A 22,978-nucleotide genomic window follows, 5' to 3' on the forward strand; every position below is an offset into this window, starting at 1 on the left:
AAAAGGATCCACGCATGCCGCGACAGAGCACCGCTGCATCCGGAGCGGTCAACCCGCTGCGCGCGCTCGCCGCGCTCGTCCGACTGTCGAGCGCATCCGCACCGAAGGACGTCGACCACAGCGCGGCCCTGTGCCGGGTGTGCGCCTGGTACCTCGACGAGGCCGGCTGGACGCTCGACGGGCCGACGCACACGATCTGCGACTGCTGCGGGTCCGAGAGCGGGATCGACGACACGACCCCCGAGCGCATCATCGCCTACCGCCGCCGCTGGACCCGCGGCGGCCACGTCTGGTTCGACCCGACGCGCAGGCCCGCGGGCTGGTCCTACGACGACGGCCTGCCGTCGGACACGCAGGACCGCAGCAGCGCTGCACGTCACTGACCGACACGGACGGGCCGGGCGGGACCCGGTCCGTCGACACCGGCGGGCCGGGCAGGACCTGGTCGGCCGACGCGAGCACGGGGTGGTGAGCCGGTCCGGCTCACCACCCCGTGCTCGTCCGGTCCGGGACCGCACCCGCCCCCTCGGGCCGGTGCGGTCCGCCCCGGCTAGCTCGTGCTCGACTCCCGGCGCCGGCGGGCCACGACGGCCGTGAGGCCGACCGCGACGAACAGCACCGACAGCCCGGCGATCATCGCGATGTCGGCCCCCGTCGCCGGCAGGTCCGCGCCCGGGGTCGCCGGGACGGACGGGGTGGGCGTCGGGGTGGGGGTCGGCGTGACGTCGGCCGCGTTCGTCACGACGACCTCGGCCGAGGACCCGCCCGTGACGACGAGCCGGTTCGTCCCCTGCCCGTCGACCGTGATGGTCGGCGTGCCCCAGGTGATCCCCGGGACTCCCGGCAGGGCGATCTCCTCGAACGTGACGACCGTGCCCTCGGGCAGGTCCTGCGGGCCGTCGACCGGGGTCCCGTCCGCAGGGACCTGGACGTCCTGGCTGACCGTCGTCCCGTTGAGCGTGTAGGAGTAGCGCACGGTGAAGACCGTGCCTGCCGGGACCTGGCTGCTGCCCTCCCCGTCGAGCGCCTTGGCGATCGCGAACCCGCCGACCGTGCTGCGGTAGGTGTTGGTCACGGTGACGGCGACGGTCCCCGACTCACCGGTGCCGACCACGACCTCAGACGGGTCGACGCTCGACCCGTCCCACTCGTAGGTGCCGTCGGTGAAGTCCCCGGGCTCGGTCGTGAGCGGCCCCTCGGTGAAGGTGCACCTGGTCCCCACCGGGAAGCTCGCCTCGCTGCCGTTCACCTCCGGACGGGCCGTCACCCCCGCGGCGACGCTCACGGTCCCGGACGTCACCGCCGGGGCGACGGCGACCCCGTCCACCCAGGCCCCGGCGGAGCACTGCCAGGCGACGTCGAACTCGCGCGTCCCGACGTACCCGCCCTCCGGACCGGACACGACCTTGGTCACGTCGACCGTGCCGAGCAGGGCGTTGGCCAGGCCGATCGTGATGTTCTGGCCCGTGTCCGTGATCGTGAAGCTGTTCGTCGTCTGCCCGTCGATCGTGAACACGGGCTGAGCCCACTGCCGGTCCCCCACGTCCACGGGGACGAGGACCCCGTTCACGTCCTCGTACACACCGCTGAGGTCCTCGAAGATCTGGCAGGTCTCGCCGACGGGGATGTTGCCGAACACTGTCACCTCGTCGGCCTTGACGGCCCATCGCGTCACGAAGATCGCACCCCCGGGCAGGGTGCAGCGCGCAGAGCCCGTGAAGACGAGGTTCGTGAGTCCCGACCCGGGGGCCACGGTCTTGGTCACGGTCACCTGGCCGACCTCGGTCGGGATCGGCGGGACGTCGTCGTCGCACGGGAACGCGTAGTTCCAGGGGTAGTTGTGGTGCTCGGTCCCCGCACCGCCCATGACGTAGTCGCCACCGACGAGGATGCGGCCGTTGGTGCTCGTGGTCACGGTGAGGTCGATGTCGGGCCCCAGGATCGAACCCATGAACTGGCCGTTCTGGCCGATCGACACCTGGTCGGACCCCGTGAAGTTCCACATCAGGCTCGTCGCGAAGTCGGCGAACCCGGGGAAGCCGAACGCGTCGACCCGGACACCGTCCGCGGTGAAGTCCTGGGGCGAGAAGGCGAGGGGTCCCCCTGTCACGTTGACCACGATCGAGTCACCGTCGGGGACGCCGTTGAACTGGACGGCGTTCGAGCCGTCGAGCGTCGCGGCGTCGACCTCGAAGACCTGGAGACCGGGGTGGGCCGGGTCGTCGGGCCCGGCGGTGAAGACGACCGTGGCGCCCGTCCGGGTGGCCGTTCCGTTCGGGGCGAACCCGGCGAGCTCGGCCGAGACGTCGATCATCTCCTGCGGGAAGACCGTGGGGTCGTAGGGCAGCAGCGCGCTCGGCCCCATGTTCTCGACGGCCCCCGCTCCGTTCGTCAGGAGCCGCGAGTCGTCGTCGATGACCCCGCCGACGTGCACCGCCCCTCCGCCGGTGGTCCCGGCGCCGACGTCGACGGCCGAGCTCTGTCCGATGGTCAGGTTCCCGCCCACGGCCAGCATGGTCGACCCAGGCGTCGGTGCTGCTCCCGAGCCCGCCCCCACGACCCCGACGTTGAAGATCCCGTTCCGCTCGAAGCTCGCGTCCCCGTGGACGACGAGCAGCCCCTCGCTCTCGGCCGCGTTCTCGTTCGCCGTGAAGTCTCCACCGACGTACACCGCGACGGCGTTGTCGGTGAACAGGGGTGGTCCGACGGTCCCGTCGTTGTCCCCGGCGGGGCACGTCGGGAGCTGTTCGGCAGCGGCCGGCGCGACGAACGGACCGACCGCCGCGGCCCCGAGGGTCAGCGCGGCGGTGAGGCCGAGGACCGACGTCGAGGCGACCAGTCGTCGACGCGAGGTCCGTCCTCCGGGGGACCGGCCGGAGCGGGTGCGGCTGGAGCGGGTGGTCGTCATGGGCAGGCCCTTTCTCGTCGGTCCTGACAGTCTCTGGTGAGGAACCTGGGTGGGCAACCGGTAGGGATTCGCCCCGGTCGACCGCGGAGGAACCGGTCAGGACGGGACGTCAGGACTGGACGTCAGGACCGTGCGAGGCGCGCCACCTGGGCGGAGAGGTGGCGCTGCTCCGGGGTGCTCGTGGCGCGCGCGGCTGCCCGGCGGTAGTGCTCGAGCGCGGCCGTCCGGTGCCCTGCCGTCTCCAGGAGGTGGGCACGCACGACGTCGACGCGGTGCGGGTCCCCCGGGACCGGGCCGATCCCGTCGAGCACGGCGAGCCCCGGGACCGGGCCGATCCCGTCGAGCACGGCGAGCCCCGCGACCGGGCCGTCCACCATGGCCACCGCGACCGCGCGGTTGAGCGTCACGACCGGGCTGCCCGTCATGCGTTCGAGGAGCGCGTAGAGGCCGACGACCTGCGGCCAGTCGGTGTCCTGCGCGGTGGCGGCAGCGTCGTGCACGGCGGCGATCGCGGCCTGGAGCTGGTACTCGCCGACGTCGCCGCGGGCGAGCACCCGGTCGAGCAGCGCGGTCCCCTCGGCCACCCGTGCCGCGTCCCAGCGGGTCCGGTCCTGCTGGGCCAGGGGGACGACGTCGCCCGCGGCGTCGAGGCGGGCCGGGCGCCGGGCGTCCGTGAGGAGCATGAGGGCCAGCAGACCGCCCACCTCGGGGTCGTCGGGCAGCAGTGCGTGCAGCCAGCGGGCCAGGCGGATCGCCTCGTCGGTGAGGTCGACGCGTTGGAGCACCGGTCCGGTCGAGGCCGTGTGCCCCTCGGTGAACACGACGTACAGGACGTGCAGGACCGACCGTAGACGGGCCGGCCGCTCGGCCGGCCCGGGGACGGACAGCGGCTCGCCCGACGACGCGACCTTCTGCTTGGCGCGGCTGATGCGCTGCGCCATCGTCGCCTCGGGGACCCCGAACGCACGTGCCACCTCGGCGGTCGTCAGCCCGCCGACCGCACGCAGCGTCAGCGCGACCGCCGAGGGCGGGGTGAGGGCGGGATGGCAGCAGCCGAAGAGCAGGGCGAGCGAGTCGTCCTGCGCCGAGGGTTCGGCTCCCGGCACCTCGCTCGCCGCGAGCGCCAGCTCGCGACGACGCCTCGCGATCTCGCTGCGCTGGGCGTCGACCAGCCGCCGCGAGGCGACCTGCAGCAACCAGGCCCGGGGATGGTCGGGGAGACCGTCGGCGGGCCACGACCGCACGGCCGCGACGAGCGCCTCCTGGACGGCGTCCTCAGCACCGACGAAGTCGCCCGAGCGGCGTGCGAGCGTGCCGAGGACCTGCGGCGCGACCGTGCGCAGCAGGTCCTCGACGGCCGGCGCCTGGGTCAACGGGTCCCCTGGGCAGTGTCGAGGAAGGCGGCCATCTCGGTGGCGTCGGAAGGACCGTCGTCCATGAGCCGCCGGACCTGGATCGGCTGCTGCGTGGGCACCCCTCCCCGGCCCGGCACGGCCGAGACGAGCCCGGCGATCTCGAGCGCACGCTCCTCGGACCCGACGTCGACGATCTGGTAGCCCGCGAGCCACTCCTTGAACTCGGCGAAGGGTCCGTCCGTGACGACGGGCGCGGTGCCGTCGGACCGCACGACCTTGGCAAGGTCCGGTCCCGTGAGGATCACGGTCTGCACGAGCTCGCCGCTCGCCTCGAGCTCGGCGTTGAGCGCCCCGTAGTAGCCGAGGTGGGCGTTCACCTCCTCGGGCGTCCACTCCTCCATGGGCGACTCGTCGACCCCGGCCCGGAAGTCCACTCCCAGCAGATACCTCATCGTCCCGCTCCTCTCGTCCGTCGTGCCCAGCGTGGCACGCTCACCCCATGGTCGGAACGGTGGGCGGGTTCTCGACATGCGGCCGAGTCCCGCGGGGACGTGCGCCCGGACGGACAGCTCAGCAGGAGGAGGAGGACGACGACGAGAGGGAGCGCACGGGTCGTCCCGCACGCTCCCTCCCGGTGGTCTGTGGAGCCGTCAGCCCCAGACGAGCGCCTGGGCCGGGTCCTCGAGGATCTTCGCGACGTCGGCGAGGACGTACGCGCCGAGCGCCCCGTCGACGAGGCGGTGGTCGAAGCTCAGCGCGAGCTGCGTGACCCAGCGCTTCTTGATCTTGCCCTTGTGGACCCAGGGCTGCTCGCGGATCGCGCCGAACGCGAGGATCGCGGCCTCGCCGGGGTTGAGGATCGGGGTGCCGGTGTCGATCCCGAACACGCCCACGTTGGTGATCGTGATGGTCCCGTCGGACATGTCGGCGGGCGACGTGCGGCCGGCGCGCGCCGTGGCCGTGAGGTCGGCGAGACCTTGCGCGAGGCCCTTGAGGTCGAGGCGGTGCGCGTCCTTGATGTTGGGCACGACGAGCCCGCGGGGCGTCGCAGCCGCGATCCCCAGGTTCACGTAGTGCTTGTAGACGATCTCCTGCGCGGCCTCGTCCCAGCTCGCGTTGATGTCGGGGTGGCGGCGCACGGCGAGCAGCAGCGCGCGGGCCGTGATGAGCAGGGGCGTGACGCGCACGTCCTTGAACTCGCGGTCCTCGCGGAGCTTCGCGACGAGCTTCATGGTCTTGGTGACGTCGACCGTGTGGAACTCGGTCACGTGCGGGGCCGTGAACGCGCTCTGCACCATGGCCTCGGCCGTGCGCTTGCGCACGGACTTCACGGGCACGCGCGTCTGGCGGCCGTCGGGGGTCACGGTCGAGCCCGTGCCGGCGTCGTTGAGCCAGGGCGAGTCGTCGCCCGCGTAGGTCGCGAGGGTGCGCGGCTCGGAGCGCGCGTTGTAGGCGAGCACGTCCTCGCGCGTGATGATCCCGCCGGGGCCGGTCGCGGGCACGGACGCGAGCTCGACGCCGAGGTCGCGCGCGAGCTTGCGCACGGGGGGCTTGGCGAGGACGGTCCGCCCGGCGGTCGCGGCGGAGACCAGGGCGCGGATAGGGCCCGACGGCGCCGGTCGCGCCGGCTGCACGCGTGCGGCGGGGACCAGGGTCACCGGGGCGGCAGGTGCGGCGACGGGAGCGGGGAGCTGCGCCGTCGGGCCTGCAGGGGCGGCCGCAGCGGCACGGCGCGGGCGGCGCGCGCTCGCCTGCTCGGCGACGCCGTAGCCGACCAGGACGGCGCCGCCGCCCTCCCCTGCAGGAGCCTCCGCCGCGGGGGCGGCTGGGGCCGACTGCTCACCCGTCGGGTCGGTGTCGACCACGATGATCGGCACGCCGACCTCGACCGTGTCGCCCTCGGCGACGAGCAGCTCGGTGACGACGCCCGTGTAGGGGGACGGGAGCTCGACGAGCGACTTGGCCGTCTCGATCTCCACGATCGTCTGGTTGACCGTGACCTCGTCACCGACGGCGACGTGCCACTGCACGATCTCCGCCTCGGTGAGTCCTTCGCCGGCGTCAGGGAGCTTGAACTGCTCGAAGGTGGGCACTGCCTGCTCCTCGTGTGAACTGGTCTGCGGGTCGGAAGATCGGGTGCGGCGCGGGGCCGTCAGAACGCCATGGCGCGGTCGACCGCGTCGAGGACCCGGTCGAGGCTCGGCAGGTACTCGTGCTCGAGCTTCGCGACGGGGTACGGCGTGTGGAAGCCTCCCACGCGCAGCACGGGCGACTCGAGCTCGTAGAAGCACTCCTCGGTCACGCGCGCGGCGATCTCCGCGCCCGAGCCGAGGAACGTCGCGGCCTCGTGCACCACGACGCAGCGCCCGGTCCTGCGGACCGACGCGACGACCGTCGCGGTGTCGAGCGGCGAGATGTTGCGCAGGTCGACGACCTCGATGCTCGTGCCCTCGGCGGCGGCCGCGGCCGCGGCCTTGAGCGCGGTCGGGACGGTCGGGCCGTACGCGACGAGCGTCAGGTCCGTGCCCTCGCGCACCACGACCGCGGAGTTGAGCGTCGAGTCGCCCACGGGCCCGTCGAGGACGACGTCACCCTTGTCCCAGTAGCGCCCCTTGGGCTCGAAGAACAGCACGGGGTCCGGGGACGCGATGGCCTCGCGGATCATCGTGTACGCGTCCTGCGGCGTCGACGGCGAGACGACGCGCAGCCCCGGCGTGTGCGCGAACAGGGCCTCGGGGCTCTCGCTGTGGTGCTCGACCGCGCCGATCCCCCCACCGAACGGCACGCGGATGACCACGGGCAGGTTCAGGCGACCGCGCGAGCGGTAGTGCATCTTGGCGAGCTGCGTCGTGATCTGGTCGTAGGCCGGGAAGATGAAGCCGTCGAACTGGATCTCGCACACGGGCCGGTAGCCGCGCAGCGCGAGACCGATCGCGGTCCCGACGATGCCGGACTCGGCGAGCGGCGTGTCGACCACGCGGTCCTCGCCGAAGGTCGCCTGGAGCCCGTCGGTCACGCGGAAGACGCCGCCGAGCTTGCCGATGTCCTCCCCCATGAGCAGGACCTTGGGGTCGCTCGCGAGCGAGGCGCGCATGCCCTCGTTGATGGCCTTGCCCAGCGTGAGGCGGGACGTTCCGGTCGCCGTGGCCGGTGCGGTGGTGGTCGGCGCGCTCATCGTGCTCCTCCGTGCTGGTCGTGCGTCCGCGAGGCTCCCTCGTCCGTGAAGGACGCCTCGTACTCCTCGAACCACCGGCGCTCGGCCGTGACGACGGCGTGCTCGGTCGCGTAGACGTGCTCGAACATCGACTCGGTCGACGGGCGGCCCAGACCACGGACGAACGTCCGCAGGCGCTCGCCGAGCGCGTCGCCCTCGGCCTCGAGGTCCGCCGCCCACTGCTCGTCCCACGCGCCCTCGGCCTCCAGGAGGAGGCGCAGGCGGTCGATCGGGTCCCGACGGCGCCACAGCTCCTCCTGCTCGGAGGTGCGGTACCGCGTGGGGTCGTCCGAGGTCGTGTGGGCGCCCATGCGGTACGTGTACGCCTCGATGAACGTGGGGCCGCCGCCCGAGTGCGCGCGCTCGAGCGCCTCGGCCGTCGCGGCGTAGCAGGCGAGGACGTCGTTGCCGTCGACCCGCAGGCTCGGGATGCCGAAGCCGTGCGCGCGCTGGTGGATCGGCACGCGCGACTGCTTGGTCGTGGGTTCGGAGATGGCCCACTGGTTGTTCTGGCAGAAGAACACGACCGGGGACTCGTTGACCGCGGCGAAGACGAGGGCCTCGCTCACGTCGCCCTGGGACGTGGCGCCGTCACCGAAGTAGGTCACGACCGCGGTGTCCTTGGTCGCGTCACCCGTGCCCACGAGGCCGTCGCGCTGGACACCCATCGCGTAGCCCGTCGCGTGCAGCGTGTGCGACCCGATCACGAGCGTGTAGAGGTGGAAGTTGTGCTCGTCCGGGTCCCAGCCACCGTGGTCGATGCCGCGGAACTGGCGCAGGATGTCGGCGACGTCGACGCCGCGCGTGTACGCCACGCCGTGCTCGCGGTAGGACGGGAAGACGTAGTCCTGCGGGGCGAGCGCCCGGCCCGAGCCGATCTGCGCGGCCTCCTGCCCGAGCGCCTGGGGGAAGAGCCCGAGCTCGCCCTGACGCTGGAGCGACGTCGACTCGTCGTCGAAGCGGCGGGTCAGGACCATGTCGCGGTACAGGCCGCGCAGGGCGTCGGCGTCGAGGTGGGCCACGCGCTCGCGGTAGGTCGCGTTCTCCGGGGTCTCGACCCGCACCCCGGTCGGGGTGAGGAGCTGGAGGAGGTCGGCGTCGACGGGGAGGGTCGCCCCGGTGTCCGTCGCGCCGGACTCCGTCGTCGCCGTCAGGGGACCGCCGGCGGGCTCGGCTGCGAGGTCGGCCGCGGGGGCCGTGTGCTGCTGGTTCACGCGTTCTCCTTCGGTGCGGCCCGAGGCGTGAGCCCGGGTCGCTCGGGGGCGGTCCTCGGCCGTTCCCGACCGAACCTACGACACCGTAGCTTACGCAAGCGTAGGCTACGAGCCCGTAGCCTCCTCCGCCATTGGAGGACAAACCTTCCCCGCCCGTCTTTGGAGGTTCCCTCCAACTCGGCGTCCGCGTGTCGCCGCGAACCAGGGCGTCACGGGCAGAACGGTTGGCGCAACCCCTCAGAACCGGCGAGCCCTCGCAGCACCGGTCACGCCGTCACCCCGCGCTCACCGCGCGTCCGCCCGACGAGACCCGGGGGTCAGCCCTGCGGATACTGGCCGGTGTACCCCGCCCGCGCACGCAGGGCGTCCCGCTCCCGGACGACCGGCCACGTCGAGAACGCGAACACCAGGAACATCACGACGTTGAGGAGCGGCACGATCCCCACGAGGACCCACCACCCCGAGTAGCCGGCCTTGCGGATGATCTGGATGTAGGCGATCAGGAAGATGATCGCGACGGCCGCCCAGACGATCAGCGCGGCCGTGCCGAAGAGCCAGCCGTAGTCTTCCTGGAGCTGGTCATACGAGGGAGTGTCCATACCGGGAGTCTTCTCCGGGTCGCCACCTCCGGCAACAGGTACCGGCCACCGCCCGCAAGGCTGCGCGGGACGGCCGAGACCTCTACCGCCAGCCCGCCGCGACCTTCAGGAACGCCTCGGTCGCCTCCTCCTCGCCCACGCTCACCCGGATGCCCTCGCCCGCGAACGGGCGCACCAGGAGACCCGCGGCCGACGCGCCCGCGGCGAGCTCCGCCGTCGGGCCGCCGAGCGGGAACCACACGAAGTTCGCCTGCGTCTCCGGCAGCTCCCAGCCCTGGTCGCGCAGCCCCTCGACGAGCCGCTCGCGCCGCGAGACCAGGTGCTCGACGCGCTCGAGCAGCTCGTCCTTGACCGACAGGGCCGCGAGCGCCGCACGCTGGGCCACGTGCGAGACGCCGAACGGCGTCGAGACCGCGCGGATGCCCGCCGCGAGCGCGGGCTCGGCGACCGCGTAGCCGACCCGCAGCCCGGCCAGGCCGTACGCCTTGGACAGCGTGCGCAGCAGCACCACGTTGGGGTGGGCCGCGAGGACCGCGAGGCCGTCGGGCGCCTGGGGGTCGCGCACGAACTCGAGGTAGGCCTCGTCGAGGACCACCAGGACGTCACGCGGGACCGCCGCGAGGAACGCGTCGAGCTCGCCCGCGTGCACCACGGGACCCGTCGGGTTGTTGGGCGTGCAGACCAGGACCACACGGGTGCGGTCGCTGATCGCCGCGGCCATCGCGGGCAGGTCGAGACGGCCCGCCTGCGTCACGGGCACGCGCACCGAGGTGCCGCCCGCGACCGCGACCGCGATCGGGTACGCCTCGAACGAGCGCCACGGGTAGACGACCTCGTCGCCCGCGTCCACGACGGCCGACAGGACGTGCGCGAGCACGGCCACCGAACCGTTGCCCACGACGACCTGCGCCGCGTCCACGCCCAGGTCGGTCGCGAGCGCCTCGGTCAGGTCCGTCGCGTACATGTCCGGGTAGCGGTTGGTGTCCGCGGCGGCGTCGACGATCGCCGCGACGACCGCGGCGAGCGGCGGGTACGGGTTCTCGTTGGACGACAGCTTGAACGCGCTCGACCCGGGTGCGAGGCGCGCGCCCGGCACGTAGGCAGGCAGGGCCGCGACGGCGGCACGGAGGGGGACGCCTGCGGCGGCGGGCGAGGGCACGGAGGGCGCGGGGCTGGTCACGCCCTCCAGGATGCCACCGTCCCCCGCTGCCCGACGGCGTCGCCCACGTCCCGGGCACGTCCCACCCCTCGGGGACCGGAGGTGGGCGCACCCCGCGGGGGTCCCCGGGAACCGCCCACCCCTGCACGGCGTGGCCCGGCGGGGCGATGGACAGGGATGGCAGGATGGCACGCATGAGCTTCGTCATCCGCGTCCTCGTCACCGGCCTCGCGATCTGGCTCACGAGCCTGTTCATCGACGAGCACTTCTCGATCGTCGGCTCCGACACCGTCGGCGGCCAGATCGTGATCGTCCTCGCCGTGGCCCTCATCTACTCGCTGGTCAACGCGATCATCAAGCCGATCGTGCAGATCATCTCGATCCCTCTCTACATCCTCACGCTGGGTCTGTTCACGCTCGTCGTGAACGCCCTGATGCTGATGCTCACGGCGTGGATCACCGAGCAGACCGACTGGGGCATCCGGATCGAGGGCGGGTTCTGGTGGGCGCTGCTCGCCGCGCTCATCATCGGCGTCCTGAACTTCCTCATCTCCGCGGTGGTCGCACCCAAGTCACGGGCCTGACCTGCCGCTCTGGCCGTGTCGTCGGCACGGTGCGAAGTCACCCCGACCACGGACGACCAGGACCCTCCCAGGGTCATGGCGGCGCGACCGGGAGCGGGTCGAGGGCTCCGCGGAAGTAGCGCCCCTCGACGCGCTCGCCCGAGACGGCCTTCTCGAGCGCGTCGAGGTTGTCCACCAGCCCCGGCTGGCCGACCTCTCGGGCGCGTCCGAGGACCTCGACGTGGAAGGGCACCCCGTGCGGGACGGCTCCGTCCGCCCCCGGCACACCCCGCGCACCCAGGTCCGCGCGAACCGTGACCCGGTCCGGACCGACCGGGTTGTCGGTGCCGTCGAGCTGGGAGACGCCCTCCTGCTCGATCTCGACGTGCGTCCCGCGGACACCTGCCGGCAGCCGCGCCAGCCCGACCGGCGCGCCAGCCGTCAGGACCTGCCGGACGTCGTAGCGGAGCGCGGTTCCTGACGCCCCCGCGACGCCCCCCGCACCGGTCACGGCCGTCGCGACGGCCATCGCGACCATGCCGCCCTGCGAGTGGCCGACGAGCACGACCTCCTCGCCCTCCGGGATCCCGGCCTGACGCATGGCTTCGAGCACGTGCGCGGTGCTGTCGGCGTGCTCGCCCTGCACCAGGTCGAAGTTCGACGTCATGCTGAACGGCGTCGTCAGGCTGCCGAGCTGCGTCCCGGGCACCGTCACGACCCACGTCGCCCGTCGGTCCTGGTCCAGGTACTTCTCGACCGACACGACCGAGTCCGGGAGGTCGTCACCCGTGCCGTAGACCACGTCGATCCCGGACAGGAGGTCCTCGGCACTGCGCGCCACGGGCTTGTCGAACCCGTCGGGCAGGTCGGTACCCGTGAGCTCGGTCGTCACGACCCCCGGCGCGAACAACCGTCGGTACGACCGGGACGCGTCGCCCAGCACGCCGGCCGCGTCCTCGACCGTCGCCTCACGGAACCAGCCGCCGGGGCCGCCAAGCCCTCGGACGTTCGCCCCCAGCCCGACGATCCTGCTCGTTCCCCGCACGACCTCGTCGTGGAACTCCGACGAGCCCGTGACGAGGCGCCACGGCTGGACCCCTCGCCCCGCCCCGATCCCCTTCCCGACGTCGTAGAGCCCTGCGGCCAGCGCCACCCCGATCCCGATTCCGGGCACCCCCGCAAGCCAGGAGAGAGATCCCTCGGCCCGGGACTCGCCCTCCTCGTAGATCCCGGCGGCCTTCCGGAGCCGGTCGAACAGTCCCACGAGCGCCTCCTGGGCCCGGAGCAGCGCGTCGGTGCAGGCCACGGTCTCGTCGAGCAGCGCGGAGCGGGCAGCGACGACCTCGGTCGGGACGGGCGCCCATCCCGACGAGCCCGCAGCGCCAAGGGCGCTGTAGCACGCGGCCGTCCCGCCACCCCAGCGCACCGACGACGGCAGCGCCTCCACGAGGCCGCTGACGAGCCCGTACGCACGGCGACTCTGGTCGAGCGACGCCTCGACGTGCAACGCCGCCTCGAGGACGGTCGCGGCGGCCGCGACCAGGGCCTCGACCTCGACCCGGGTCACTCCCCCGGAGACGACGATCCCCGCGGTCGGGTCCGGTGAACGGCTCATCGCAGGCTCGCCTCGACGTTCGCGGCCTCGACGGTCCGGACGTAGCGGGCCGCAGCCCCCAGCGCCTGATCGACGGCGCGATCTGCCCGGTACAGCTCGCCGACCGCCGCGACGACGAGGTCGCGGTACCCGTCCGACGCCTGTCCCTCCCAGGCGACGTCGGTGGTCCGCCGGACGATCGCGACGGCCTCGGCCACGAGGTCGCCCGCACGCCGCAGCTCGGGTCCCGGGTCGACCACGTCGATCGCAGGTGACCAGCCGGACGTGGCGCCGGTGAGGGAGAGGGAGAGGGAGGTCGACATGCGCCTGACCGTAGAGACCTGTCCGGAGGCTCTGCTGGGCCCGCGCTCGCGTCTGTGGGCAGGACCTCCCGTGCCCGACCTGTGCACGGCCACGCCTCGCGTGCCGCAGCCGCGCACGGGAGTCGGCATCCACCGCGAGCACTCAGGGTCGTCCTGGACCCGCCCTCCGGATCCGCGCGGCACGCTCTCGCCGCAGCACGTGCGCCGTCCGCCGAGCACGCGTCCGCCGAGCATGCGGTCGGCGTCGGTCGAGCATGCGGTCGGCGTCGAGAACCGGCCGATTCACGACGACGACCGCATGCTCGGCACCGAGGGCGGCGAGCGCGAGACCAACCGGGGACGACCGCGAGACGGCCGCTCCGCCGTCGGGCACGCGTGGGAGAATGGCGCCATGCCTACGGACTCCGCCGACTCCGCCGCGCCTGTGACCACCACCCAGCGCGCCACGCTCGCCGACATCACCCCGCCCATCGCCCTGGGCCCGCTCGACGGGCGCTACCGCGGCGCCGTCGCGCCCCTGGTCGACCACCTGAGCGAGGCCGCGCTGAACCGCGAGCGCCTCCACGTCGAGGTCGAGTGGCTCATCGCCCTCACCGAGGGCCCCGTGGTCCCGGGCGCACCCACGCTGAGCGACGCCGAGAAGGCGTACCTGCGCGCGATCGTCACGGACTTCGACGCCGCGGGCATCGCCGAGCTGGGCGAGATCGAGCGCGTCACGGTCCACGACGTCAAGGCGATCGAGTACTACATCAAGCGTCGCCTCGAAGCCGCGCCGGGCGTCCTGGGCGAGGGCACGGTCCTGCCGTCGGCGGGCGAGCTGGTGCACTTCGCGTGCACGAGCGAGGACATCAACAACCTGTCGTACGCGCTCATGGTGCAGGGCGCGGTGCGCGACGTGTGGCTGCCCGCCGCGACGGCCCTCACCGACCAGCTCGCGGACATGGCGCGCGAGCACGCGGCCGTCCCGCTGCTGAGCCGCACGCACGGCCAGCCCGCGACGCCGTCCACCCTGGGCAAGGAGCTCGCGGTGCTCGCGCACCGCCTGCGCCGCCAGCTGCGCCGCATCGAGGGCGCCGAGTACCTCGGCAAGCTCAACGGCGCGACGGGCACCTACGGTGCGCACACGGTCGCCGTCCCGGGCGTCGACTGGCCGGCCGTCTCGAAGTCCTTCGTCGAGAGCCTCGGCCTCACGTGGAACCCTCTGACGACGCAGATCGAGTCGCACGACTGGCAGGCCGAGCTCTACAGCGACCTGGCCCGCTTCAACCGCGTCCTGCACAACCTCAGCACCGACGTGTGGACGTACATCTCGCTCGGCTTCTTCAAGCAGATCCCGGTGCCGGGCGCGACGGGGTCCTCGACCATGCCGCACAAGGTCAACCCGATCCGCTTCGAGAACGCCGAGGCGAACCTCGAGATCTCCTGCGCGCTGCTCGACACGCTCGCCTCGACGCTCGTGACCTCACGCCTGCAGCGCGACCTCACGGACTCGACGACCCAGCGCAACATCGGCCCGGCGTTCGGCCACTCGCTGCTCGCGGTGGACAACGTCTCGCGCGGGCTGCGCGCCCTCGCGGTCAACGCGGACCTGCTCGCCGCGGACCTCGACGCCAACTGGGAGGTGCTCGGCGAGCCCATCCAGTCGGCCATGCGCGCGGCCTCGGTCGCGGGCGTCCCCGGCATGGAGAACCCGTACGAGCGCCTCAAGGACCTCACGCGAGGGCACCGGCTGACGGGCGAGGAGATGCGGGAGTTCGTCCAGGGCCTCGGCCTGCCCGACGACGTCACGCGCCGCCTCACGGACCTCACCCCGGGCACGTACACGGGTATCGCGGAGCGCCTGGTGGCCGACTACCTGGACTGACCGGGGGCTCACTCGGGCTGCCGAGAACGGGGTTGCGGTCGTTATCCATCGGATAGCGGCCGCAACCCCGTTCTCGTCCGCAGACCTCGTCGGCAGATTCCTTCACAAATGATGGGAACTGTGAAATTCTCTTCCATGCATCTGACCCGTACCAACGGAGGCATGGACATGACGCACCACCCGAGCGACCCCACCGCGGTAGCCGCCGCTCCCACCACCCCCTCGCCCGAGACCTCGGGCCTCGGCCGTCGCGGATTCCTCACGCTCGCGACCGCGGGCATCGCGGCCAGCACGCTGAGCGTGACGATCGGCTCCCTCTCCCCCGCCGCGGCCACGACCGCACCCGTCCCGGCGACGGAATCGGCGCCGTCGGGCCCTGTGCCGCGCAAGCGCGAGCTGCGCGCGATGTGGATCTCGAGCGTCGTCAACATCGACTGGCCCTCGGCTGCCGGGCTGACCGCCGAGCAGCAGAAGGCCGAGTACCTGCACTGGCTCGACGTCGCCGAGCAGTACCGGCTCAACGCCGTGTTCGTGCAGGTCAGGCCCACGGCCGACGCGTTCTGGCCCAGCCCCTACGAGCCGTGGTCGCAGTACCTGACGGGCACCCAGGGCAAGGACCCCGGATACGACCCGCTCGCGTTCGTCGTCGAGGAGTCGCACCGGCGCAACATCGAGATCCACGCCTGGTACAACCCGTACCGGGTCTCGATGCAGGCCGACCCCGCCCAGCTCGTCCCCGAGCACCCGGCCCGCCAGCACCCCGACTGGGTGTGGGCCTACGGCGGCAAGCTCTACTTCGACCCCGGCCTGCCCGAGGCGCAGGAGCACATCCAGCGCGCGATCCTGCACTCGGTCGAGAACTACGACCTCGACGGCGTGCACTTCGACGACTACTTCTACCCCTACGCGGTCGCAGGCCAGACCATCCCCGACGCGCACACCTACGCGACCCACGGCGCAGGCTTCGCGACGGTCGAGGAGTGGCGCCGCCACAACGTCGACACGTTCGTGCAGTCCATCTCGCAGCGCATCAAGCAGGTCAAGCCGTGGGTCAAGTTCGGGATCAGCCCGTTCGGGATCTGGCGCAACGCCTCGACCGACCCGCGCGGCTCGGCGACCAACGGCTCGCAGTCGTACGACATGCAGTTCGCCGACACGCGCAAGTGGGTCACCGAGGGGTGGCTCGACTACATCAACCCGCAGATCTACTGGCAGATCGGGCTCGCCGTCGCGGACTACGCGAAGCTCGTGCCGTGGTGGGCCGAGGTCGCGGCCCAGTCCGGCACGCAGCTCTTCATCGGCGAGGCGCTCTACAAGGTCACGTCGGGCGTCTTCACCGACCCCGCCGAGATGTCGAACCACCTGACCTTCAGCCAGCAGGTCGACGCCGAGGTCGGGCCCGTGCTCGGCAACGTCTACTTCTCGGCCAAGCACGTCCCGGCCGACCCGCAGGGCTCCATGAGCCGCGTGCTCGCCGACCACTACCGCCACCCTGCGCTCGTGCCCGCCTCCCCGAAGCTCCCCGCGCAGCCGCTGCGCACCCCGGTCCTCGCGTGGGCCGGGTGGCGCGACGACGGCGTCCGCGTCCACTGGACCGACGCCGGCGGACGCCGCTTCCCCGCGACGTCGTTCGCGATCTACCGGGTCGACGGGTGGGTCACGAAGGTCGACGTCGAGAACCCCGCGCACCTCGTCGCGACGCAGCGTGCCGAGGCGCGGGTCCTGCAGGACTACCTCGACGAGACCGCGCTGCGCGGCAAGAAGTACACCTACGTCGTGACCGCGCTCGACCGGCTGTGGAACGAGTCGCGGCCCAGCGAGGTCCGCTGGTCGGTCTGACACGCCTCCTGCCGAGGTAGCCGCGTCGAGATGACGATGCCGAGGTAGACCCGTGTGCGCGAGGTAGACCTCCCGGAGGTCTACCTCGCGCACACGGGTCTACCTCGGTGGCAGCGGCCCGCACCGGCTCACACCGGCAGCGCGAACCTCCCGTCGGGGTCGATCTCACGACGCACGGTCGCGAGGTGCGCCTGGTCGGCCGGTGACCACAGGTCGATCGGCGCCGCCTGGCTGATCGAGCCGGCGAAGTTGGCCTGGGTGCGACCGAGCGACCACGGCTGCGTCGCCTCGAGCAGGCCGTTGATCGCCGCGGGCACGGCCGTCTCGAACAGCTCGGGGACGGGCAGACCGATCGTGAAGAGCGCGAACGCGGCGTCGCGTCCCGTCACGGAGTCGGGACCGTGCGTGCCGTCGGCGAGCGCCCCGCCGAGGTGACGGATCTCGGTCATCATGAGAGGGGCCTGCGACTGCGGTCCTGCGACCGCGAGCACGGCCTCGGCGGTCTGCGGCTCGAACGTGTGGAGCAGGGTCGACCCGTCGATGAACGGCATGGGGTCGGTCGGGTCGGCGTGCACTCCCCCGATCGCCGCGTAGGGGATCTCGGCGATCGAGTCCATCAGGATCGGGACGGTGGTCCGCAGGGGGGCGATGGCGCTCTCGACCTCGGCCAGCGGCCGGGTCGAGGCCACGCGCACGTTCGCGACGTACTGGCCGCGCAGCGGCTCGGGCAGGAACTCGAGCGGCGGCAGGCGCAGCAGCGCGATCGAGGTCGTGATGTCCGACGGCGCGCTCGGGACCCAGTCCGCGTACGCCCGGAAGAGCGTCGCGGCGTCGTCCCCGAGGGCGAAGAAGTTCCCTCCCGTCACCTTCTCGAGGTTCAGCAGCCGGACGGTCACCGAGGTGACGATGCCGAGCCCCCACTTTCCGCCGCGCAGCGCGCGCAGGATCTCCGGGTGGTGCTCGTCGTCGACGTGGAGCAGGGTGCCGTCGCCCGTGACGACGTCGGCGGCGACGAGGTAGCTCGACCCGAACCCGACCTCGCGCGCGAGGGGGCCGATCCCGCCGCCGAGGAGGAAGCCGACGGCTCCCACGTCGGGCGAGGACCCGGTGACGGCCGCGAGCCCGAGGGGCGTGACGACGTCGAGCACGTCCCTCCACCGGGAGCCGGCCGCGATGCTGGCCGTGCGTGCGGGCTGGTCGACCTCGACGCCGGTCAGACCGGCCGTGCTCAGGGCGATGCCTCCGTCGATCCCGCGCGCGAACCCGTGGCCCGTGCTGAACGCGGTGACGGGCAGCCCGAAGCGTCGGGCGGTGCGGACGGTCGCCTGGACGTCGGCGGCGGACGTGGCGAGGACGACGTAGTCGGGATGGTGCTCGACCGCGACGTTCATGCCCGAGAGCCGGGCGTCGGGGTCGGTCCCTGCGAGGACACGACCCGCCACGCCCTGTGCGAGCGCGGCGAGCACGACGTCCTGCGTGGTGTCGTGGGCAGTCATGGGAAGTCCCTCTCGGACGGTGGGGAGCGCGGAGCAGCGCTACCCCAGAGAGAGGGTTGGGAGCGCTCCCGGTGACATGTCCACCGAGGGTGACGGAAATGTCCGCCGACGGTGACGCCCCACCGCGCCCGCGGTCACGCTCCGCCGCGCCCGCGGTGACGTTCCGCCGTGCCCGCGGTGTCCGCGCGCGCCATGATGAGCGAGGGCGCACGCACGCCCCGGACCCGAGGAGCGACGATGCCCCACCACGCGACGGACCAGTCCCCGGACCAGCCCCCCACCCGGCCCGACGGCCGCCCGCCCCTGCACGGCACCCCACCGCCGGAGTACCGCAAGGAGCAGGGGCGCGCCGCCCGCACGCTCCTCCACCGTCGCTCGACCGCCTCCTGGGAGCCGGCCGCCGACCGCCGCGACCCCGTCGCGATCCTCCAGGCCCAGAACGCGAGCCGCGTCCCCGAGCTCGTCCCGCTCCGCATGGGGCGCATGGCCGCGACACCGTTCTCGTTCTACCGGGGGGCGGCGGCGGTCATGGCGGCCGACCTCGGCGCGGGGCCCAGGACGGGACTCACCGTCCAGCTCTGCGGCGACGCGCACCTCGCGAACTTCGGCGGCTTCGCGTCGCCCGAACGATCGCTCGTGTTCGACATCAACGACTTCGACGAGACGCACCGCGGCCCCTTCGAGTGGGACGTGCAACGGCTCGTCGCGAGCCTCGAGATCGCGGGCCGTCACCGTGGCATGTCGCGCCACGAGCGCGAGCGGATCGTGCTGGGTGCGGGGCGCGCCTACCGCGAGACCCTGCGGTCGTTCGCGGACCTGGGCCACCTCGACCTGTGGCACGTGCAGCTCCGCGGCGACGAGATCGTCGACAGGTGGCGCGGCTCGGTCACACCGGCCGTCATGGACAACCTCCACAAGGCCCTGCGAAAGGCGCGCACCAAGGACCGGCAGAAGGCCCGCCGCCGGCTCACGGTCCTCCGGGACGACGGCGAGCTGCGCTTCCAGAGCAACCCGCCCCTGCTCGTCCCGGTCCGTGACCTCTACGACGCCGACGAGCAGGCCCGGTACCTCGGCGTCGTGACCATGGCGCTCGCGGCGTACGGCGAGTCGCTCACGGGAGCCCGGCGCATCCTGCTCGACCGCTACCGCCTCGTCGACCTGGCGCGGCGCGTGGTCGGCGTGGGGAGCGTCGGGACACGCTGCTGGGTCGCGCTCCTCGTGGGCCGCGACAACGACGACCCGCTGTTCCTGCAGGTCAAGGAGGCCGAGCCCTCCGTGCTCGAGCCGTACACCTCGGCGAGCCCCTACCCCGAGAACGGGCGGCGCGTGGTCGAGGGGCAGCGGCTCCTGCAGGCGACGAGCGACGCCCTGCTCGGCTGGAACACCGTGCACGGCGCCGACGACCGCCGGCACGACTACTACTTCCGCCAGCTCTGGGACTGGAAGGTCTCGGCCGACCTCGAGACCATGCTCCCGGTCGCCATGGCCGCGTACGCGCAGATGTGCGCGTGGGTCCTCGCGCGCGGCCACGCCCGCTCGGGCGACGCGCTCGCCATCAGCGCGTACCTCGGCAAGGGCGACGTCGCGGACCGCTCGTTCGCCGAGTTCGCGACGCGCTACGCGGACCAGAACGCCCTGGACCACCGGGCCCTCGTGGACGCGATCGCGGCAGGGGACGTGGAGGCGGTCGAGGGCGTCTGACGCCCGCCCGCCCCTCCCTGCCCGACGGCGCCGCTCACCTCGCGCGCACGCGTCCCGTCCCGACGTGGCCGGACGCGACCCGCGCGACGTCCTCCCGGGGCAGGGTCAGATCTGGTCCAGGCGCCGCAGGATCGCACCCTCGCGCAGGGCCCACGGGCAGATCTCGACCTCGGCGACCTTGAGCGCCTTCATGGTCTCCTCCGCGACGACGCCCCCGGCCACGATCTGGTACGTCCGCTCGGCCGTGATGCCGGGCAGCTCGGTGCGACCCGTCGCCGGGATGCGCGCGAGGCGCGGCACCCAGTCGGAGAGCTGCGACCGCTCCATGCGCCACCGCTCCTCGGGCCCGACGACCGCGACCTTCATGCCCGCGAGCCGCGCGAGCGACCGGAACGTCTTGGACGTCGCGACCACGTGGTCCGGCCTGGGCAGCCGCTTGATCTCGCCGAGCGCCCCGGCCAGCACCTCCCGGACATGGGCCCAGAGCGCCGCGACCTGCTTGGCCGACGGCGGGTCGTCCGGCAGGAACTCGATCGTCATGCGGCCCGCGCCGAGCGGCACCGAGACCGCGACGTCGGGCTCCTCGTCGAGACCCGACGCGATCTCGAGCGACCCACCTCCGATGTCGAGCACCATGAGCCGACCCGACGCCCAGCCGTGCCAGCGCCGCGCAGCGAGGAACGTCAGGCGCGCCTCCTCGGGCCCCGAGAGCACCTCGATCGGGACGCCCACGCGCTCCTCGATCGCGGCCAGCACCTCGGCGCCGTTGCTCGCCTCGCGCAGCGCCGACGTCGCGAGCGCCAACGACTCCTCGACCTCGTACTCGCGGGCCAGGGCTGCGGCCTTGTCCGCAGCCACCAGGAGGGCGTCGACGCCCTCGGCCGAGATCGAGCCGTCGGGCTGCAGGTACCGCATGAGGCGGACGACGGACCTGCCCGACGCCGCCGGGTCGGGGCGCGCGCCCCGCACCGCGTCCACGACGAGCATGTGGACCGTGTTGGAACCGATGTCGAGCACTCCCAGTCTCATCGGCCCACGGTAGCGGGCTCAGGCGGGACGGGCCCGGTGCCGCGCCTCGACCGTCGCCCATGGGGAGCGCTCCCCATCCTCGGCGCGCGACTTCTCGGATATCGTCCACCTGGCACCCCGCCAGGAAGAGGAGCACATGCCCGACCTCAAGCTCGACCTCGACGCGATGGCCGAGGCCGCGACCGGACTCCGGGCCCTGCGCACCGAGTTCCTCGCCGCCGAGGAGTTCAACCGCGGGCTCGCCGACGCCGCCGGACACCGACGCCTCGGCAGCGCGATCGACGACTTCGCGAGCGCGTGGAACCTGCGGCGCGAGAGGCTCAGCGAGGAGATCCAAGCCGTCGCGGACGCGACGCAAGCCGTCTGCGACACGTTCCGCGAGCTCGACGAGGCCACGGCCGCGCAGCTCCGGACCGTGGAGTTCTGACATGGTCCACGCCTCCGCGGTCCCCTACCTCGAGCCCCTCAGCGGGGATCCCGACCAGCTCGAGCAGGCCGGCACCCACTACCTCTCCGTCGCGGACCAGATCAGGGAGGTGGGCCGCGGGCTCGCGGACCTCACGAACCGCACCGAGTCCTTCGGCCGGGCGGCCGACGCCCTGCACGAGCGGACCCTGGACGTGTCGGGCGCCGTCGAGAACGTGATCCCCCGCTACGAGACCACGGCCAACGCCATCAAGGTGTACGCCGTCGCGCTGGCCGACGCGCAGGCCGAGGCGCAGGCCGCGCTCACCGTGGTCGACGACGAGCGCAACCAGCTCTGGTCCCTGTACACCCGGCAGGACCAGGCCGAGCAGGACGTCTACCTGGCCGCCGCGTCGGGGGCGTCGGACACCTCCATGGACGACGCGCACCACGAGCTGCGGCGGGCCGGCGCGCTCGTCCGTGACCGCGAGGAGGCGCTCGACGTCGCGCTGCGCCGGTTCCGGGACGCCGAGGACGCGAAGGACGAGGCAGCCCGCCGCGCGGCCGACGCGATCCGGCCGGTGCTGGACCAGCTCGACGACAGCTTCGGCGACAAGGTCGGAGCGTTCTTCGCCCCCGTCGGGGACTTCCTCGCGATGGTCGACCAGTGGCTCGCGGACGTCCTGGAGCAGGTGCTCCAGTGGCTCTCCGACGTCGTGGTCGTCGTCCTCGCACTCGCACTCGTCGTCTGTGCGTTCGTGGTGTACTCGATCCCCGCGCTCCTGGGATGGGTCACCTGGGACCAGGTCCTCGACGCCGGGATCGGCGCCACGATGATCCTGCTCAAGGGGCTGGCGCCGATCCTCGTGCCTGCACTGTGGGCCGAGGTCACGAGCGAGACCCCGGAGATGCGGTTCACGCAGGTCGAGGTCCGGACGCCCACGATCGACCCCTACACGGAGGCCTTCACGGACGCGCACAAGGTGGACGAGCTGGGCGACGTCGACAAGACCGTCGTCCAGATCATCCGGGTCGGGACCGGGCCCGACGGGCTGCCGATCTGGCGAGTGATCCCGCCCAGCACCCAGGACTGGGAGCTGGGCAGCGACACCGGCGCCGCCAACGACCTGGGTTCCAACCTGACCCTCATGCTCACCCCTGGGGAGAAGGCGGCCTACGAGCGGATGGTGCTGCAGGCCATGGAGAAGGCCGGCATCGGACCTGAGGACCACGTCATGATGGTCGGCTTCAGTCAGGGCGGGATCCTTGCAGGCAAGTTCGCCGCCGATCCGGACCTCCCGTACAACATCGAGGCGATCGTCGTGGCCGGCGCGCCGATCGACGCGATGGACATCCCGTCAGACGTCTCGGTCGTCTCGTACCAGCACAGGGGCGACCCTGTGCATCGACTGGACGGGGAAGCGCCGAAGCCGCCGCACGACCGGTGGGCCACGATCGACACGGACCCCTGGGACGGACCCACCGCACCGTCGTCCAGCCCGTTCATCGACGCAGGTCGCCACGACGCCGAGAAGTACGCCTCGACCGCCAACCACCTCTCCGACGGTTCGCTCCGCGACGGAGGATACGTCTCGAGCACGACGCAGGACACCTTCGAGACGATCCGCGCGGACCAGTCGATGTTCTTCGGGGACAAAGAGATCTACTACACCTACGAAGGAAGCGAATAGTGCGCCCCCACCCTCGACGTCACG

The 22,978-nt window shown here is 72.5% G+C and carries 19 protein-coding genes; 7 read left to right on the plus strand and 12 right to left on the minus strand.

The window, feature by feature from the left end:
• Positions 1-14: 14 nt before the first annotated feature.
• Positions 15-383, plus strand: coding sequence for a hypothetical protein (locus tag ACFVQ3_RS13250; RefSeq protein ID WP_387639716.1), 369 nt, complete (start codon positions 15-17; stop codon positions 381-383).
• Positions 384-550: 167 nt separating this feature from the next.
• On the opposite strand, the gene ACFVQ3_RS13255 is transcribed toward ACFVQ3_RS13250, so the two are convergent.
• From ACFVQ3_RS13255 to hisC, 8 genes are all read right to left on the minus strand, one after another.
• Complete coding sequence (locus ACFVQ3_RS13255) at positions 551-2,908, minus strand: choice-of-anchor A family protein (RefSeq protein WP_387639718.1); 2,358 nt, start codon at positions 2,906-2,908, stop codon at positions 551-553.
• A 122-nt stretch (positions 2,909-3,030) separates the two neighbouring features.
• Entirely contained in the window at positions 3,031-4,281 is a 1,251-nt protein-coding gene (locus ACFVQ3_RS13260) for an RNA polymerase sigma factor (RefSeq protein ID WP_387639721.1), read from the minus strand.
• Complete coding sequence (locus ACFVQ3_RS13265) at positions 4,278-4,715, minus strand: YciI family protein (protein ID WP_387639724.1); 438 nt, start codon at positions 4,713-4,715, stop codon at positions 4,278-4,280. Before ACFVQ3_RS13265 ends, ACFVQ3_RS13260 begins: the two co-directional genes overlap by 4 nt.
• A 198-nt stretch (positions 4,716-4,913) precedes the next feature.
• Positions 4,914-6,356, minus strand: a complete 1,443-nt coding sequence (locus ACFVQ3_RS13270; protein WP_387639726.1) for a dihydrolipoamide acetyltransferase family protein — start codon at positions 6,354-6,356, stop codon at positions 4,914-4,916.
• Positions 6,357-6,415: 59 nt separating this feature from the next.
• Positions 6,416-7,438, minus strand: a complete 1,023-nt coding sequence (locus ACFVQ3_RS13275; RefSeq protein ID WP_387639729.1) for an alpha-ketoacid dehydrogenase subunit beta — start codon at positions 7,436-7,438, stop codon at positions 6,416-6,418.
• On the minus strand, positions 7,435-8,631 hold the full coding sequence (gene pdhA, locus ACFVQ3_RS13280) for a pyruvate dehydrogenase (acetyl-transferring) E1 component subunit alpha (RefSeq protein ID WP_387639805.1): 1,197 nt from the start codon (positions 8,629-8,631) through the stop codon (positions 7,435-7,437). Before pdhA ends, ACFVQ3_RS13275 begins: the two co-directional genes overlap by 4 nt.
• A 377-nt stretch (positions 8,632-9,008) precedes the next feature.
• Entirely contained in the window at positions 9,009-9,290 is a 282-nt protein-coding gene (locus ACFVQ3_RS13285; protein ID WP_387639731.1) for a hypothetical protein, read from the minus strand.
• Positions 9,291-9,372: 82 nt separating this feature from the next.
• Complete coding sequence (hisC, locus tag ACFVQ3_RS13290) at positions 9,373-10,470, minus strand: histidinol-phosphate transaminase (protein WP_387639733.1); 1,098 nt, start codon at positions 10,468-10,470, stop codon at positions 9,373-9,375.
• Between the two features lie 173 nt (positions 10,471-10,643).
• Here hisC and ACFVQ3_RS13295 point away from each other — a divergent pair, with 173 nt between their 5' ends.
• Positions 10,644-11,033: a phage holin family protein gene (locus tag ACFVQ3_RS13295; RefSeq protein ID WP_387639736.1), complete on the plus strand. Its 390-nt coding sequence runs from the start codon at positions 10,644-10,646 to the stop codon at positions 11,031-11,033.
• A gap of 73 nt (positions 11,034-11,106) precedes the next feature.
• On the opposite strand, the gene ACFVQ3_RS13300 is transcribed toward ACFVQ3_RS13295, so the two are convergent.
• Together ACFVQ3_RS13300 and ACFVQ3_RS13305 are read right to left on the minus strand one after the other, a co-directional pair.
• Complete coding sequence (locus ACFVQ3_RS13300) at positions 11,107-12,627, minus strand: alpha/beta fold hydrolase (RefSeq protein WP_387639738.1); 1,521 nt, start codon at positions 12,625-12,627, stop codon at positions 11,107-11,109.
• A complete protein-coding gene (locus ACFVQ3_RS13305) occupies positions 12,624-12,929 on the minus strand; it encodes a hypothetical protein (RefSeq protein ID WP_387639741.1) in 306 nt (101 codons plus the stop codon). The genes ACFVQ3_RS13300 and ACFVQ3_RS13305 overlap by 4 nt, the downstream gene beginning before the upstream one ends.
• Positions 12,930-13,320: 391 nt before the next feature.
• Here ACFVQ3_RS13305 and purB point away from each other — a divergent pair, with 391 nt between their 5' ends.
• Both purB and ACFVQ3_RS13315 read left to right on the plus strand, forming a co-directional pair.
• Positions 13,321-14,793, plus strand: coding sequence for an adenylosuccinate lyase (gene purB / locus ACFVQ3_RS13310; RefSeq protein WP_387639744.1), 1,473 nt, complete (start codon positions 13,321-13,323; stop codon positions 14,791-14,793).
• A 162-nt stretch (positions 14,794-14,955) separates the two neighbouring features.
• Positions 14,956-16,632 carry a glycoside hydrolase family 10 protein gene (locus tag ACFVQ3_RS13315; protein ID WP_387639747.1) on the plus strand — a complete coding sequence of 559 codons (1,677 nt, stop codon included), beginning with the start codon at positions 14,956-14,958 and terminating at the stop codon, positions 16,630-16,632.
• 128 nt (positions 16,633-16,760) lie between these two features.
• On the opposite strand, the gene ACFVQ3_RS13320 is transcribed toward ACFVQ3_RS13315, so the two are convergent.
• Complete coding sequence (locus tag ACFVQ3_RS13320; protein ID WP_387639749.1) at positions 16,761-18,128, minus strand: FAD-binding oxidoreductase; 1,368 nt, start codon at positions 18,126-18,128, stop codon at positions 16,761-16,763.
• A gap of 237 nt (positions 18,129-18,365) precedes the next feature.
• On the opposite strand from ACFVQ3_RS13320, the gene ACFVQ3_RS13325 reads away from it, so the two are divergent.
• The gene (locus ACFVQ3_RS13325; protein WP_387639752.1) at positions 18,366-19,829 is read left to right on the plus strand and encodes a DUF2252 domain-containing protein; all 1,464 of its coding nucleotides are present in this window, start codon (positions 18,366-18,368) and stop codon (positions 19,827-19,829) included.
• A 105-nt stretch (positions 19,830-19,934) separates the two neighbouring features.
• Here ACFVQ3_RS13325 and ACFVQ3_RS13330 read toward each other — a convergent pair whose 3' ends face one another.
• The gene (locus ACFVQ3_RS13330) at positions 19,935-20,858 is read right to left on the minus strand and encodes a Ppx/GppA phosphatase family protein (protein ID WP_387639754.1); all 924 of its coding nucleotides are present in this window, start codon (positions 20,856-20,858) and stop codon (positions 19,935-19,937) included.
• A 136-nt stretch (positions 20,859-20,994) separates the two neighbouring features.
• Here ACFVQ3_RS13330 and ACFVQ3_RS13335 point away from each other — a divergent pair, with 136 nt between their 5' ends.
• Positions 20,995-21,285, plus strand: a complete 291-nt coding sequence (locus tag ACFVQ3_RS13335; protein ID WP_387639757.1) for a hypothetical protein — start codon at positions 20,995-20,997, stop codon at positions 21,283-21,285.
• Position 21,286: 1 nt separating this feature from the next.
• Entirely contained in the window at positions 21,287-22,954 is a 1,668-nt protein-coding gene (locus tag ACFVQ3_RS13340) for a hypothetical protein (protein ID WP_387639759.1), read from the plus strand.
• The last annotated feature ends 24 nt before the right edge of the window (positions 22,955-22,978 follow it).

Origin of the sequence: Oerskovia sp. NPDC057915, assembly GCF_042887685.1 — a bacterium.
In the GTDB taxonomy this organism is placed as follows: Bacteria; Actinomycetota; Actinomycetes; order Actinomycetales; family Cellulomonadaceae; genus Oerskovia.